The organism is Ornithinimicrobium carbonis, assembly GCF_050703245.1.
Classification (GTDB): Bacteria; Actinomycetota; Actinomycetes; order Actinomycetales; family Dermatophilaceae; genus Ornithinicoccus.
In genome coordinates, this window is the sequence record NZ_CP192647.1 from 3399315 (window position 1) to 3414141 (window position 14827).

Annotated in this window: 9 protein-coding genes, 3 tRNA genes and 2 pseudogenes; 6 read left to right on the plus strand and 8 right to left on the minus strand. The window is 71.5% G+C overall.

What is annotated here, in order from left to right:
• Positions 1-243: 243 nt before the first annotated feature.
• Positions 244-1658, minus strand: a pseudogene (locus ACQ95T_RS17090) (sugar porter family MFS transporter).
• Between the two features lie 221 nt (positions 1659-1879).
• On the opposite strand from ACQ95T_RS17090, the gene ACQ95T_RS17095 reads away from it, so the two are divergent.
• Positions 1880-2848 carry an NAD(P)-dependent oxidoreductase gene (locus ACQ95T_RS17095; RefSeq protein WP_431473150.1) on the plus strand — a complete coding sequence of 323 codons (969 nt, stop codon included), beginning with the start codon at positions 1880-1882 and terminating at the stop codon, positions 2846-2848.
• Positions 2849-2944: 96 nt separating this feature from the next.
• On the opposite strand, the gene ACQ95T_RS17100 is transcribed toward ACQ95T_RS17095, so the two are convergent.
• Both ACQ95T_RS17100 and ACQ95T_RS17105 read right to left on the minus strand, forming a co-directional pair.
• Positions 2945-3017: transfer RNA gene (locus ACQ95T_RS17100), tRNA-Arg, on the minus strand.
• Positions 3018-3032: 15 nt separating this feature from the next.
• Positions 3033-4343 (minus strand): cation:proton antiporter, encoded by a 1311-nt coding sequence (locus tag ACQ95T_RS17105; RefSeq protein WP_425942034.1) that lies wholly within the window; start codon positions 4341-4343, stop codon positions 3033-3035.
• 186 nt (positions 4344-4529) lie between these two features.
• Between ACQ95T_RS17105 and ACQ95T_RS17110 the strand changes: the two genes are divergently transcribed.
• On the plus strand, positions 4530-6353 hold the full coding sequence (locus tag ACQ95T_RS17110; protein ID WP_425942036.1) for a phosphoenolpyruvate carboxykinase (GTP): 1824 nt from the start codon (positions 4530-4532) through the stop codon (positions 6351-6353).
• Positions 6353-6688 (plus strand): hypothetical protein, encoded by a 336-nt coding sequence (locus ACQ95T_RS17115; protein WP_425942038.1) that lies wholly within the window; start codon positions 6353-6355, stop codon positions 6686-6688. Before ACQ95T_RS17110 ends, ACQ95T_RS17115 begins: the two co-directional genes overlap by 1 nt.
• A 107-nt stretch (positions 6689-6795) precedes the next feature.
• Here the strand turns inward: ACQ95T_RS17115 and ACQ95T_RS17120 are convergent.
• A tRNA-Ser gene (locus ACQ95T_RS17120) sits at positions 6796-6887 on the minus strand.
• Between the two features lie 130 nt (positions 6888-7017).
• Here ACQ95T_RS17120 and ACQ95T_RS17125 point away from each other — a divergent pair.
• Positions 7018-8658 (plus strand): LCP family protein, encoded by a 1641-nt coding sequence (locus ACQ95T_RS17125; protein WP_431473151.1) that lies wholly within the window; start codon positions 7018-7020, stop codon positions 8656-8658.
• Between the two features lie 87 nt (positions 8659-8745).
• Here ACQ95T_RS17125 and ACQ95T_RS17130 read toward each other — a convergent pair whose 3' ends face one another.
• Complete coding sequence (locus ACQ95T_RS17130; protein ID WP_425942042.1) at positions 8746-8949, minus strand: cold-shock protein; 204 nt, start codon at positions 8947-8949, stop codon at positions 8746-8748.
• 281 nt (positions 8950-9230) lie between these two features.
• On the opposite strand from ACQ95T_RS17130, the gene ACQ95T_RS17135 reads away from it, so the two are divergent.
• Positions 9231-9316: transfer RNA gene (locus ACQ95T_RS17135), tRNA-Ser, on the plus strand.
• 608 nt (positions 9317-9924) lie between these two features.
• Here ACQ95T_RS17135 and epsC read toward each other — a convergent pair.
• Positions 9925-10539 carry a serine O-acetyltransferase EpsC gene (gene epsC, locus ACQ95T_RS17140; RefSeq protein ID WP_425942046.1) on the minus strand — a complete coding sequence of 205 codons (615 nt, stop codon included), beginning with the start codon at positions 10537-10539 and terminating at the stop codon, positions 9925-9927.
• On the minus strand, positions 10539-11474 hold the full coding sequence (cysK, locus tag ACQ95T_RS17145) for a cysteine synthase A (RefSeq protein WP_425942048.1): 936 nt from the start codon (positions 11472-11474) through the stop codon (positions 10539-10541). Before cysK ends, epsC begins: the two co-directional genes overlap by 1 nt.
• Before the next feature lie 128 nt (positions 11475-11602).
• On the opposite strand from cysK, the pseudogene ACQ95T_RS17150 reads away from it, so the two are divergent.
• A pseudogene (locus tag ACQ95T_RS17150) lies at positions 11603-14190 on the plus strand (heterodisulfide reductase-related iron-sulfur binding cluster).
• Here the strand turns inward: ACQ95T_RS17150 and ACQ95T_RS17155 are convergent.
• A complete protein-coding gene (locus ACQ95T_RS17155; RefSeq protein WP_425942052.1) occupies positions 14178-14825 on the minus strand; it encodes a hypothetical protein in 648 nt (215 codons plus the stop codon). The pseudogene ACQ95T_RS17150 and the gene ACQ95T_RS17155 sit on opposite strands and share 13 nt — an antisense overlap.
• Between the last annotated feature and the right edge of the window lie 2 nt (positions 14826-14827).

Consider the following 14827-nt stretch of genomic DNA (forward strand, 5'->3'; position numbering starts at 1 on the left):
GGCCAGACCGAGGCGGCTGCTGGACCGAGGCGTGCGGTGCTCGGCCCTGTCGACGGTGCCTGGGCCGGGCGAGCGAACGAGTGCACGGGTTGTTCAGCCGAAATCCGTGATCCGGCAGCACAACCCGTGCCCTCGTTCGGTCGGACCGGCCCTCGTTCGGCCTGACCGGCCCGCGTCCCGTCTGACCCGACCGCGTCTGGCCCGACCGGCCCCCGTCGTGCGCACGACGCGGGCCCGCGGCGGTCAGTCCATGTCCTCCAGCTCCTTGCCCTTGGTCTCCGGCACCCACTTCAGGACGAAGAAGAAGGACAGGACGGCGCAAAGGGTGTAGAAGCCGTAGGCGAAGCCCAGACCCAGGTCGGCCATGACCGGGAAGCTGGTCGAGATGGCGAAGTTGGCCAGCCACTGGGCGGCGGCGGCGATGCCCAGGGCGGTGGCGCGGATGCGGTTGTTGAACATCTCGCCCAGGAGCACCCACACGCCCGGGCCCCAGGACATCCCGAAGAAGACGACGAAGGCGTTGGCGGCGATGAGGGCGATGAGGCCCTGGGTGTCGCCCAGGACCGGCTCCAGCTCGCCGGCCTCGTTGGCGACCTGGTTGGCGGTGGCGAAGATCCAGGCCATCAGCCCGAGCGAGACGAACATGCCCGCCGAGCCGATGAGCAGCAGCACCCGCCGGCCGATCTTGTCGATCAGCGAGATCGCCACGAGGGTGACGACGATGTTGGTCACCGAGGTGATGACCGTCTGGGTGAGGGCGTCCTCCTCGGTGAAGCCGACCGCCTGCCACAGGGTCGAGGAGTAGTAGAAGATCACGTTGATGCCGACGAACTGCTGGAAGACCGACAGCGCGATCCCGATCCAGACGATCGGCAGCACCTTGCCCGCGTCGGTCGTCAGGTCCGACAGGGAGGCCCGCGCCTCCTGGCGCACGGTCCGCTTGATCTCGGCGATCCGCTCGGGGATGCCCTTGAGCATCACCCGGCCGAGCACCTCCTTGGCCTCGTCCATCCGGCCCCGGGCCACGAGGTAGCGCGGCGACTCCGGGATGGTCAGCGCGAGCACGCCGTAGGAGACGGCCGGGATGACCTCGGCCAGGAACATCCAGCGCCAGGCGGTGCTGCCCCACAGCGGCTCGCCGGACCCGCCGGCCACCGTCGCGAGGAAGTAGTCGGACAGCAGGGCAGGAAGATGCCGGTGACGATCGCCAGCTGCTGCAGGGAGCCGAGACGCCCGCGGATCGAGGCCGGGGAGATCTCGGCGATGTAGGCCGGTGCGATCACCGAGGCCGCACCCACGCCGACGCCGCCCAGGACTCGCCAGAAGATCATGTCCCAGGCGCCGAACGCCAGGCCCGACCCGATCGCCGAGGCGGTGAACAGCGCGGACGCCATCACCATCACCCGGATACGGCCGATCCGCTCCGCCAGGCGGCCGGCCAGGTAGGCACCGAGCACGCAGCCCAGCAGCGCCGAGCTGACCACGAAGCCGGTGGTCGCCGACCCCATCTCGAAGTCCTCGCGCATCGCGTTCACCGCGCCGTTGATGACGGCGGTGTCGAAGCCGAAGAGGAAGCCGCCCAGCGCGGCGACCGAGGCGAGGTGGATCGCCTTGCTGAGCACGTAGTCCCGCTCGCCCTCACCCGTGGTGGTGGCCATGGCCCGTCCTTCCCGAGGAGTTCGTCGTCGCTCCTCCGGCGACGAGGTGCCCGCAAGTCTGCACCTGAAGGTGTGACCTGCGCCACCTGGCGCGCCGCCCCCGCCGGCGGACGGGGCCGGCAGACGGGGCCGGCGGCGGACGGTGCCTGCGGACGGGGCCGGCGGACTGCCGGCGACGAGGACGAGGACGAGGACGAGGACGGACGCCATACCCTGGGGCGATGGCGACGGTCGTGGTGACGGGCAGGCTCCCCGACGAGACGCTCGGAGCGCTGCGGGACGCGGGGCACGAGGTGCGCGCGTGGGAGCACGACGGACCGGTCCCCCGCGATCAGCTGCTCGCGCTGGTCGAGGGGGCCGACGCGCTCGTCACGCTCGTGACCGAGAGGGTCGACGCCGAGCTGCTGGACGCCGCAGGGCCGGGGGTACGGGTGGTGGCCAACGTCGCGGTGGGCTACGACAACGTGGACGTCCCGGTCTGCGCCGACCGGGGGGTCGTGGTGACGAACACCCCGGGCGTGCTGAGGAGGCCACCGCAGACCTGGCGATGGCGCTGGTCCTCATGTCCACGCGCCGGCTGGGCGAGGCCGAGCGGCTCGTGCGGTCGGGGCAGGAGTGGCAGTGGGGTATGCAGCTATGCAGCTCTGCTCGGCCGGGGGCTGCAGGGCCGCACCCTCGGCATCGTCGGCCTGGGCGGCATCGGCCGGGCCACGGCACGCCGGGCCCGGGCGTTCGGGATGCACATCCTCTACACCGGGCGGCGGGACGCACCGTCGGACGTCGTCGAGGAGCTGGGTGCACGGCGGGTCGAGCTGGCCGAGCTGCTGGAGGCCGGTGACGTGGTCTCGATGCACCTGCCCTACAGCGCCGCCACCCACCACCTGGTCGGGGCGGACGAGCTCGCCCGGCTGGGCCCCACGTCATACCTCGTCAACACCGCCAGGGGGCCGGTCGTCGACGAGGAGGCGCTGGTGCACGCGTTGCAGGAGGGCACGATCGCCGGGGCGGGGCTGGACGTCTACGAGCACGAGCCGCGGGTCCACCCCGGGCTGCTGGAGCTGGAGAACGTCGTGCTGCTGCCGCACGTGGGGTCGGCCACCGTCGAGACGCGCACCGGGATGGCGCTGCTGGCCGCGCGCAACGTCGTGGCCGTGCTCGCCGGCGAGGACCCGGTCACGCCGGTCGGCTGACCCTTCGGTCGGCAGAACCCCGGTCCACCGACCCCCACGACCACGAAGGCCCCCTCCTGACGGAGAGGGCCTTCGCTCGACTGTCTCAACACAGCGCGCGCCCGAAGGGATTCGAACCCCTAACCTTCTGATCCGTAGTCAGATGCTCTATCCGTTGAGCTACGGGCGCCGGCGACGACCCACTTTAGCCCACGGGTGCGGAGGGGGCGAAATCGCCGCCGCGGCCCCGGTGGGGGCGCGCGTCGAGCCAGCGCATGACGGGGGTGGCGAGCAGTCCGTGCACCACGACGGACAGCGTGATGGTGAACGCCACCACCGACCACAGCTCCAGACCCTCGGCGACGTACTCGCTGCTGAGCGCGTAGGCCAGGTAGTAGATCGAGCCGATGCCGCGCACGCCGAACCAGGAGATGGCCGCCCGCTCGGGCAGGTCGACGCGGCGGCAGCCAAGGAGGGAGATCCAGCCGACGAGCGGGCGCACGACGAGGACCAGGAGCAGGCCCACGGCCGCACCGCCCCAGGTCAGCCCCGCCAGCAGCCCGGCCGACATGGCGGCCCCGACCATGAGCAGGAGCACGAGGGTGAGGATGGTCTCGGTCCGCTCGACGAACTCGTGCAGGGCGGTGTGCACGCCGTGGTCGCGCTCGGCGCCCCGCAGGACGAGGGCGGCGACGAAGACGGCCAGGAAGCCGTACCCCTGCACGATCTCGGTCAACCCGTAGACCGCGAAGGTGGCCGCGAGCGCGAAGAGCGGGGTGCCGACCTCGGCGACCCGCCGGCCGCGCAGCCGGCCCCGGAAGAGCAGCGCCCCGAGCAACCGGCCGGCCAGCCATCCCACCAGGCACCCGACGACGATCTTGCCGAGCAGGGTCCACAGGAGCCACTCCATACCCCACTCCTGCCAGGCTCCCCGCCCCATGAGGAAGAGTCCGAGGTAGACGAAGGGGAAGGCGAAGGCGTCGTTGAGACCGGCCTCGGAGGTGAGCGTGAAGCGCACCTCGTCCTCCTCGGTCAGCACGTCCGCGACGTCCCCCTCGGTGCGCCCGGTCCCCGGGGTCTGCGGTCCAGGCACCTGCACGTCGCTGGCCAGCACCGGGTCGGTCGGCGCGAGCACGGCACCGAGCAGGACCGCCGCCGGCACCGTCAGGCCCATCGACCACCAGCCCAGCAGGGCCACGGCGGCGATGCTCAGGGGCATCGCCAGGGCGATCATCCGCCACGTGGGCATCCACGTGCGCCAGTGCAGCGGCCGCTCGAGCGCCAGCCCGACGCCCATGAGCGAGATGATGACGGTCGCCTCGGCCAGGTGGGCGGTGGCCCGGGCGTCGAGGATCGGGCTGATCGGGTCCTCCCCCGGCACGACCAGCCCGGCGACCACGCCGAAGGTCAGGACGACCATCGGGGCCGAGAACGCGCGTCCCTCCACGATCGTGGGCAGCACGCTGGCGAGCAGGAGCCCCAGGCCCAGCAGCAGGTAGACGATCTCGGCGGACACCAGCGAAGCGTAGTGCCGGCGCGCACCCCTCCGGGGCGCTCGCGGCCCGGCACCGGTGTGACCGATCTCGCGGCCCCGGGGCGCGACCCCGGGCTGCGGGCCGGCGGGGTCACGATACGGTAAAGGTCAAGGCACTGACGCCTTGCAGGGACCAATGGCGCCGAGGCCAGGGAAGGGACTCATTTCATGCATCAGACGCAGACCGTCGGAGGCACCAGCCACGCCGAGCTCGACGCGTGGGTGAAGGAGGTGGCCGCCCACACCAGGCCCACCGAGGTCGTGTGGATCGACGGGTCCGACGAGGAGATCGAGCGGATCAACGCCGAGCTCGTGGAGGCGGGGACCTTCACGAAGCTGTCCGACGACACGCTGCCGAACAGCTACCACGCGTTGTCCGACCCGCAGGACGTGGCCCGGGTGGAGGACCAGACCTACATCTGCTCGGCGGAGGAGAAGGACGCGGGGCACACGAACAACTGGATGGACCCCCAGGAGATGAAGGACCTCCTGTGGCCGCTCTTCGAGGGGTCGATGCAGGGCCGCACGATGTACGTCATCCCCTTCGTCATGGGCCACCTCGACGCCGAGGACCCCAAGTACGGCGTGGAGGTCACCGACTCCGCCTACGTGGTCGCCTCGATGCGGATCATGGCGCGCATCGGCGCGAAGATCCTGGCGCAGATGGAGCAGACCCAGGCTCCCTTCGTCAAGGGTCTGCACTCCGTCGGCGCCCCCCTGGCCGAAGGCCAGGACGATGTTCCCTGGCCCTGCAACGAGACCAAGTACATCGTCCACTTCCCCGAGGAGCTGGCGATCTGGTCCTACGGCTCCGGCTACGGCGGCAACGCCCTGCTCGGCAAGAAGTGCTACGCCCTGCGCATCGCCTCGGTCATGGCCCGCGACGAGGGCTGGATGGCCGAGCACATGCTCATCCTCAAGCTGACCAACCCCGAGGGGAAGACCCACTACATCGCCGGCGCGTTCCCCTCGCAGTGCGGCAAGACCAACCTGGCGATGATCCAGCCCACGATGCCCGGCTGGAAGGCCGAGCTGGTCGGCGACGACATCTCCTGGATGCGCTTCGGCCCAGACGGACGCCTGTATGCCGTCAACCCAGAGTTCGGTCTGTTCGGGGTCGCCCCCGGCACCGGCGCCGACACCAACCCGGTGGCCATGGCCACGATCGAGAAGGGCAACTCGATATTCACCAACGTCGCCCGCACCCTGGACGGCGGCGTCTGGTGGGAGGGGATGACCGACGAGCCGCCGGCGGAGCTGATCGACTGGCACGGCGAACGCTGGACCCCGGACATGGACAAGGTGTCCTCGCACCCCAACAGCCGCTTCTGCACGCCGATCACCCAGTGCCCGACCATCGCCCCGGAGTACGACGAGCCCGACGGCGTGCCGATCTCGGCGATCATGTTCGGCGGACGGCGCAAGACCACCGTGCCCCTCGTCTCGGAGTCCCGGGACTGGCAGCACGGCACCTTCGTCGGCGCGACGCTGTCCTCGGAGACCACCGCCGCGGCGACCGGCGCGGTCGGCGTCGTGCGCCGCGACCCGATGGCGATGCTGCCGTTCATCGGCTACAACGCCGGTGACTACGTGGACCACTGGCTGGAGCTCGGCAAGCAGGCCGACGCCGAGAAGCTGCCGAAGATCTTCATGGTCAACTGGTTCCGCCGCGACGAGGACGGGTCCTTCCTGTGGCCCGGCTTCGGTGAGAACTCCCGCGTGCTGAAGTGGATGTTCGAGCGGCTCGAGGGGAACGTCGAGGCCCAGGAGAGCCCGATCGGCTACCTGCCCCACCCCGGCGACGTGGACACCGACGGCCTGGACGTGGACGAGGAGCAGGTCGCCAGGGCGCTGAACTTCGACGCCCAGGAGTGGCGTGAGGAGCTGCCGCTCATCCAGGAGTGGTTCGAGAAGTTCGGCGACGACCTCCCCTCGGCCATGGCGGACGAGCTCGCCACGCTCCAGGAGCGTCTCGCCGGAGCAGGTGCCTGATGGGCATCGTCCCGGGCACCGAGCCCGGCCCCTACGAGACGGAGCCGCTCCTGGCCGAGGAGCCCCTGCCCCCGGGCAAGGAGGAGCGCGTCGAGGCGGTCGACGACATCGAGCGGAGCGTGCGCGAGGGCGGCTCGAAGGAGGCCAAGCAGGCCGACGAGGCGGCCGACGCGGTCGAGGGCGAGGGCCAGCACGAGGACGGTGACGAGACGGTCGAGAAGGGCGAAGCCGCCGACGGCCCCGGCGACGGGGACGAGCCGGGCGACGCCGCCTCCGACGCGGACGCCGAGGCCGACCCCACCGACGACGGCGAGGGCGCGGACGAACCCGACTGAGCGTCATACCTGGGCGGTCCCGCCGGAGCGGACCGGAGCGGGTATGCCGAAGCCCCCGGACCCGAGGTCCGGGGGCTTCGGCGTCTGCGCGGTGCGCAGCGGACCGGCGGAGGCGGAGGGATTTGAACCCTCGATGGGGCTCTAAACCCCAAACCCGCTTAGCAGGCGGGCGCCATAGACCAGACTAGGCGACGCCTCCAGATCGCAGGTCAGCCTACTGCACCCCCCGTCCGGCCCCCAAACCACCGCGGGCGCTCCCAGCGGTTCACCAGCGGCGCCTGGTAGGACATGATGGTCCTCCACCTGGAACGAAAGGTTGCCCCGGCCCGATGAACGAGTCGCGCGACGCCGACCGCGTCAGCCGCGCGCGGTCCGGCGGAGAGCACGCTGCGCACGTGACCCGCGCGGAGCACCGACGACGTCGACCCCGGCAGGGACTGGGCCGGGCCCTGGGGCTGACCGCGCTGAGCGCCGTCGTGCCGGGCGCCGGCCTGCTGCCCACCCGCCGCCGGGGCATGGGCCTGGTGCTCGTCGCCCTCGCCGTCGCCGCACTCGTGGCGGTCGGCTGGTGGGTCTCCCGCGAGGGGCTGACCAGCACCGCCCTGCAGACCGCCGCCGACGGAGGACGTCTGCGGACGATCATCGGGATCCTCGTGGCCGGCACCCTGGTGTGGATCGGCTCGATCTCCCTCACCGCGCTGATGACCCAGCCGCGCCGCTCCTCGACCGGGCAGCGGGTGGCCCTGGCCTCCTTCACCGGGCTGCTGTGCCTGGTCGTCAGCGCGCCGGCGGTCATGGGGGTGCGCTACATCGACAGCCACCTGGACGCGATGGACAAGGTCTTCACCGACGGCACCGTCGGCGGCGGGGACGCGGACGACGGCGCCGTGGCGACCTCCTCGCTGCGCCCGGGCGAGGACCCGTGGGTCGACCTGCCCCGCGTCAACATGCTGCTGCTCGGCTCCGACGCCGCCGAGGCCCGCGAGGGCACCCGCACCGACACGATGATGATCGTGGCCAGCATCGACACCCGCACCGGGGACGCGGTGCTCTTCTCCGTCCCCCGCAACCTGCAGCAGGTTCCCTTCCCCCGCGACCACCCGCTGCACGAGGTCTACCCCGACGGCTACGACTGCGGCGACCAGTGCCTGATGAACGCCGTCTGGATGGAGGCGGAGAGGCACGCCGAGGAGGAGCCGGGGCTCTACGCCGGGGACCCGAACGTCGGCCTCACCGCTACGCGGCGCACGCTCGAGACGGTGCTGGGCGTGCCGATCCACCACACGGTGATCGTCAACCTCGAGGGCTTCGAGGACCTCATCGACGCGATGGGCGGGGTGACCATCACGGTCAAGGAGGAGATCCCGATCAACGGGCGGACCTTCACCGACGCCAACGGCAAGCTGCAGCTGGATCCCAACTCCCCGCAGCTGGAGTGGCTGCAGCCGGGCACCCAGCGGCTGAACGGGTTCCAGGCGCTGGGCTACTCCCGCTCGCGCGTCCTCTCCGACGACTTCGACCGGATGCGCCGGCAGCGGTGCATGGTGGCCGCGGTCATCGACCAGGCCAACCCGATGACGCTGCTGCAGCGCTACCCGGCCATCATCACCGCGGTCGGGGACAACGTCGTGACCGACATCCCCCGCCAGGACCTGGGCGCGTGGGCCGAGCTGACGCTGCTCGTGCAGGACGGGACGCTCAAGAGCCTGCCCTTCACGGCGCAGAACACCGACACCGCGGACCCGAACTACTCGAACATCCGCTACCGCGTCTGGGGCGCGCTGCACCCCGCTCCCGAGCCGGAGCCGACCGAGGAGCCGGCGCCGGCGGTGCCCACCGAGGACGTGGACGGTGCGACGCCGACCGGGGCCACCGAGGACGCGCCGACCACCTCGCCGGTGGACGACGGGTCGGCGACCACGACGGAGCCGGCCGACGAGCTGGAGGAGATCGGCACGGTCTGCGACTGAGTCGCGGGGTGAGTCGCGGTGCCGGGACGGGCGAAGGCCCCCGTCACCGCTGGTGACGAGGGCCTTCGGAAGCTCGGTGAGCTGGGATCAGATCGCGCGGACGGCGTCCGCCTGCGGACCCTTCGGGCTCTGGGTGACCTCGAACTCGACGCGCTGCGCCTCTTCGAGGGACTTGTACCCGTTGCTCTCAATGGCCGAGTAGTGGACGAACACGTCGGGGCCACCGCCATCCTGAGCGATGAAGCCGAAGCCCTTTTCGGAGTTGAACCACTTCACGGTTCCCTGTGCCATGGGATGTCTCTTTCTGCAGTACTGCCAGGTGCGACCCCCACCAGGTCGGCGGGGGACGGTGAGCGATGAACCCCCCAGCGACCCGGGCGACCCGGGGTCGTGCGCTCGCCGTCCTCCCACTGCCGCAGCGATGGGTGGGCCGGTGTCCTTCACAGCCAGAGAAATGCAACGTCAACCAGGGTCAACGGTAGCAGCACGGCGACCCCCGACGCGCATCCTCCACAGGGCTGCGGACGCGCGTGGAATGATGGTCACCTGCCGCCGGCCGAGCCGTCGGTGCAGGAGGGTTCGCATAGTGGCCGAGTGCAGGCGCCTTGAAAGCGCCCGAGGGAGACCTCCGTGGGTTCGAATCCCACACCCTCCGCCACCCTCGCCCGCCGACGCCGTGCGCGCCGGGCGACGTCCCACCACGGCCCTCGCCACGCGGGGGACGCGGTTCGGTGTGCCATCGCCGGGTACGCCTTGTAGGGTCGGGGTGAAAGACGTTGACCCATGGAAGGAGTCATCATGAACAAGCTGCTGCTGCTCGTCGGTGCCGGAGTCGGTTACGTGCTGGGGGCCCGCGCCGGTCGCGACCGCTACGACCAGATCGCCGACCAGGCCAACAAGCTGTGGACCGACCCCCGCGTCCAGACCAAGGTCGAGGAGGTCAAGGAGAAGGCCCCCGAGGTCGCCAACAAGTTCTCCGAGCAGGCCAAGTCCAAGGCCGGCGAGGTCAAGTCCAAGGTCGGTGGGCACGAGGCACGACGTCCGACGGCACCTACTCCAACGCCACCGGGTCCTACGACCCGAACGCCGGCGTCGACGTGGACTCCACGTCGTTCGGCCCCGGCGGGGAGAAGCTGCCCTGACCGGCTGCTGACACCGACGAAGCGGCCCGCCCCGGATCACTCCGGGGCGGGCCGCTTCGTGCGTGGGTGGTGTGGCTCGAGGGTGACGGCCCGGCCGTCTCTCGTGCTCAGACCCTCTCGCGCCTCAGATCCAGAGGGCGGGCTCGTCGTACAGCGCGTGCTGGGGGTCGACGCTGCCGTCGGTGCGGCGGATCTTCGCCGGGATGCCGGTCGCGACCGCCATCGAGGGCACGTCCTTGGTGACCACGGCGTTGGCACCCACCTGGGCGCCGTGCCCCAGGACGATGTTCCCGAGGATCTTCGCTCCCGCGCCGACGGTCACCCCGTCGCCGACGGTGGGGTGGCGCTTGACCGACTCCATCGAGCGGCCGCCGAGGGTGACGCCGTGGTAGAGCATGACGTCGTCACCCACCTCGGCGGTCTCGCCCACGACGACGCCCATGCCGTGGTCGATGAAGAACCGGCGGCCGATCTGGGCCCCGGGGTGGATCTCCACCCCGGTCGCGGCGCGGGCCGCCTGGGACAGCAGCCGGGCCGGGAGCCTGGACCCCGAGGTCCACAGCGCGTGCGAGACCCGGTGGGTCCAGACCGCGTGCAGCCCGGGCGAGGCCAGCGCCATCTCCAGCCGGGAGTCGGTGGCCGGGTCGCGGGCGACCGCGGCGTCCAGGTCCTCCCGCACGTGCGTGGCCAGGTCGCCGGCCGCTCGGGCCAGCGCCCCGACGGTCGAGCGCAGGCTCATCAGTCGCGCAACCCGTCGAACAGCACGGTGGACAGGTAGCGCTCGCCGAAGGAGGGGATGATGACGACGATCGTCTTGCCGGCGCTCTCGGGACGCCGGGCGACCTCGAGGGCGCCCCACACGTTGGCGCCGGAGGAGATGCCGGCCAGGATGCCCTCCTGGGTCGCCAGGGCACGGGCGGTGGTCAGGGCGTCGTCGAGCTCGACGTCGACGACCTCGTCGTAAAGCTCGGTGTCGAGGATCTCGGGCACGAAGTTGGCGCCCAGGCCCTGGATCTTGTGCGGACCGGGCTGGCCGCCGGACAGGATCGGGCTCGCCGCCGGCTCCACGACGACCAGCTGCACGTCGGGCTTCTGCTCGCGCAGGTAGCGCCCCGCGCCGGTGATCGTCCCCCCGGTGCCCACGCCGGCGACGAACACGTCGACACCGCCGTCGGTGTCCTCCCAGATCTCCGGGCCGGTCGTCTCCTGGTGGACCTTGACGTTGGCCGGGTTGGCGAACTGGCGGGCCCGGACGGCTCCGCGCTCGGAGGCGATCTCCTCGGCCTTGGCCACGGCGCCCTTCATCCCCTCGGCGCCGGGGGTCAGCACCAGCTCGGCGCCGTAGGCGCGCAGCAGGGCGCGACGCTCCATCGACATGGTGTCCGGCATCGCCAGGACGACCTTGTAGCCGCGGGCGGCGCCGACCATGGCCAGGGCGATCCCGGTGTTGCCGGAGGTGCCCTCGACGATGGTGCCGCCGGGCTGCAGCTCGCCGCTCTCCACCGCGGCGTCGACGATGGAGGCGCCGATGCGGTCCTTGACCGAGGCGGCCGGGTTCTGCGACTCGAGCTTGGCGAGCACCTGGGCGCCGTCCGCGATGCCCTCGGTCAGCCGGTTGAGGCGGACGAGGGGGGTGCGGCCGATGACCTGGGTGACGTCGTCGTAGACGGGCACGGGAGGTGACCTTTCGTCGGGGGCAGGAAGACGTTCCAGCAGTTATACATCACGGAATGCCCCGTTATTCCATGGGTGGGCCCACGAGCCCCCGCCGGTCCGTCGGGGGTGACGGCTACCCTGCACCCATGGACGTCAGCACGCTGCAGGTCTTCGCCATCGTCGTCGCGGGCCTGGTCACGCTGGCCGCGGTCGCCCTCTTCGTCCGGACGGTCGCGGGCTTCGTGGCGAAGTTCCGGGTCGGCCAGCCCGAGCACCGCACGGACGAGCCCGGCACCCGCACGCTGACCCTCCTGCGCGAGGTGGTCGGGCACGGACGGATGGCCCGCAAACCGGGGGTCGCGGTGGCCCACTGGTTCGTCATGGTGAGCTTCGGTCTGCTGTTCCTCACCCTGCTGACCGCCTACGGGCAGCTCGTCGACCCCCACTTCGTCCTTCCCCTGATCGGACACTTCGCCCCCTACGAGTGGATCACCGAGCTCTTCGGCTGGGCCGCCGTCCTCGGCATCCTCGCGCTGATCGTCGTCCGTCAGGTCCGCCACCCCCGCCGCGAGGGCCGCCGCTCCCGGTTCTGGGGGTCCAGCTTCTGGCAGGCCTACGTGGTCGAGGCCGTCATCCTCGGCGTGGGCCTGTGCATCGTGGCCCTGCGGGGTATGGAGTACGCGCTCGGTCGCGCGACCGGTGAGTCCTGGGCGACGCTGGGGCACTTCCCGTTCACCGCCTGGGTCGGCGGGCTCTTCTCCGGCCTGTCGGTCGGCGCGCTGGAGACCGGCATCGTCCTGGTCGCCCTGCTGAAGATCCTCATCTCGATGGCCTGGATGATCATCATCGCGCTGACCCCGACGATGGGCGTGGCCTGGCACCGGTTCCTGGCCTTCTTCAACATCTGGTTCAAGCGGCACGCGGACGGCGCCACCAGCCTCGGCGCCCTGCAGCCGGTCGCGGTCGACGGCAAGCCGGTCGACTTCGAGGACATCGAGGAGCTCGACGAGGACGCCTCCCTGGGCGCCGGCAAGGTCGAGGACTTCACCTGGAAGGGTCTGCTCGACTTCTCCACCTGCACCGAGTGCGGCCGCTGCCAGGAGCAGTGCCCGGCCTGGCACACCGACAAGCCGCTCTCGCCCAAGATGCTCGTCGTCAACCTGCGCAACCACCACCACGCCAAGGCGCCGTGGCTCCTGGCCGACAGCGAGCACCGCGACGCGGCGATGGAGGCCTTCCAGGCGCTCGGCGACGGGGACCGCCCCGAGCAGCTGCACGGCATACCCACCACCGCGGTCGCCGAGGCCGCCCGGCCCCTCGTCGGGGAGACCGTCGGCGACCCGACCGTCCCCGACGGCGGCGCCGTGATCGACCCCGAGGTCCTGTGGTCGTGCACGACCTGCGGCGCCTGCGTGGAGCAGTGCCCGGTGGACATCGAGCACGTCGACGCGATCGTCGACATGCGGCGCTACCAGAACCTCATCGAGTCGGCCTTCCCCAACGAGCTCGGCGGCCTGTTCAAGAACCTGGAGAACAAGGGCAACCCGTGGGGGATGAACGCCCGGCTCCGGATGGACTGGGCCAAGGACCTGCCGTTCGACATCCCGATGGCCGGTGCCGACGTCGAGGACCTCTCCCAGGTCGACTACCTCTTCTGGGTCGGCTGCGCCGGCGCGTTCGAGGACCGTGCCAAGAAGACGACGCGGGCGGTGGCCGAGCTGCTGCACACGCCGGCGGCGTCTCCTTCGCCGTGCTGGGTGACGGGGAGACCTGCACCGGTGACCCCGCCCGGCGCGCCGGCAACGAGTTCCTCTTCCAGATGCTGGCGATGCAGAACGTCGAGGTGCTCAAGGAGGTCAACGCGACGAAGATCGTGGTGACCTGCGCCCACTGCTTCAACACCATCAAGAACGAGTACCCCCAGGTCGGCGGCCAGTTCGAGGTCGTCCACCACACCCAGCTGCTCAACAAGCTGGTGCGGGACCAGCGGCTGACCCCCGTCTCCCGGCCCGACCGGGCCGACACCAGCGGGGTGGCCTCCACCGCCGCGTCGGTGACCTACCACGACCCGTGCTACCTGGGCCGGCACAACCAGGTCTACGCCCCGCCGCGCGAGCTGCTCGGCGCGCTGCCCGGCGTGGAGCTGCGGGAGATGCCGCGGCACGCGGAGAAGTCCTTCTGCTGCGGCGCCGGCGGTGCGCGGATGTGGATGGAGGAGAAGCTCGGGACCCGGATCAACCTCAACCGCACCGAGGAGGCGCTGGCCACCGGCGCCGACCGGATCGCGATCGGCTGCCCGTTCTGCCGGGTCATGCTCTCCGACGGACTGACCCAGAAGCAGTCGGAGGGCGCCCGCGAGGAGGTCGAGGTCGTCGACGTGGCTCAGATGCTGCTCGCCGCCGTGCGCCGCGGGGAGGAGCCGGAGGTCGACGAGGCGCCGGAGGCCATCGCCGTCCAGGACGCCGACGTGTCGCCGGCCGGAACGACGCGGACGCGGGAGGCCGCGCCCGCCACTGCGGCACGGTCTGCGACGACGTCCGCGCCCGTCCCGGGCGCCGACGACCCGTCGGCCCCGGTGGCCGATCAGGCCCAGGCGGAGGGCGACGCCGTCCAGGAGGGCGTCGCCCCGCGCGAGGACGAGGCGGTCGACCGGACCGAGGGTCCGGAGTCGGCCGTCGACCAGCCCTCGGACGCTGCGCCCACCGCCGACACCGACGAGCCTCAGGGCCGGTAGCCGAACCCGGTCACCCGCACCGACTGGGGCCTCGTCGGCGCCCGCCCCCGGAACATCCACAGGTTGATCCGGGGCGCCACCCCTCCCCCTGCCGGAGGGACGGCGGCACCGGTCACGCTCCAGGAGTGCGTCTGGCCGCCGCCCGTCGAGGTCAGCCGCACCCGTCCCGGTGCCCAGTCGATCGTGTGCCGCCCCCGGCCGGAGCGGCCCGTCTCGAACCGGTGCTCATGTCCCGGGCCGCCCGGTTGAACGACGTGCAGCCCGTCGAGCTCTGCCCCCGGGTCGCCCCAGCGGCCCAGCTCGACGTCGATCTCCCGGTGGTGGTGCTCGGGCCGGTGGGACCAGGTGAACATCCCCAGCACGGAGGACGGGTCGAGCCCGGGCACGTCCACCTCGACGTCCCACGTGTAGGTGCCGTATCCGAAGGTGCCCAGCGCGACGATCTCGGCGCAGACCCAGCCCCGCCCGTCCGGGAGGACCTGCAGCCGGACCGCCCCACCCTCCGCGCGCACGGACCCCGCGGCGAACCGGTTGGGGCCCGGCCCGACCGGCTCGGCGGCCACCTTGACGGCCCAGGTCAGCCCGGCGAAGCGCACGGTAGGCACCACCGCCCCGTCGGAGGTGGTGCCGGCCACGG

What these genes read in the sequence shown, in the direction of transcription:
- ACQ95T_RS17095 (WP_431473150.1), top strand. Translation starts at nt 1,880, where the DNA reads ATGGCGACGGTCGTGGTGACGGGCAGGCTCCCCGACGAGACGCTCGGA.
- ACQ95T_RS17110 (WP_425942036.1), top strand. Translation starts at nt 4,530, where the DNA reads ATGCATCAGACGCAGACCGTCGGAGGCACCAGCCACGCCGAGCTCGAC.
- ACQ95T_RS17115 (WP_425942038.1), top strand. Translation starts at nt 6,353, where the DNA reads ATGGGCATCGTCCCGGGCACCGAGCCCGGCCCCTACGAGACGGAGCCG.
- ACQ95T_RS17125 (WP_431473151.1), top strand. Translation starts at nt 7,018, where the DNA reads ATGAACGAGTCGCGCGACGCCGACCGCGTCAGCCGCGCGCGGTCCGGC.
- ACQ95T_RS17130 (WP_425942042.1), bottom strand. Translation starts at nt 8,949, where the DNA reads ATGGCACAGGGAACCGTGAAGTGGTTCAACTCCGAAAAGGGCTTCGGC.
- epsC (WP_425942046.1), bottom strand. Translation starts at nt 10,539, where the DNA reads ATGAGCCTGCGCTCGACCGTCGGGGCGCTGGCCCGAGCGGCCGGCGAC.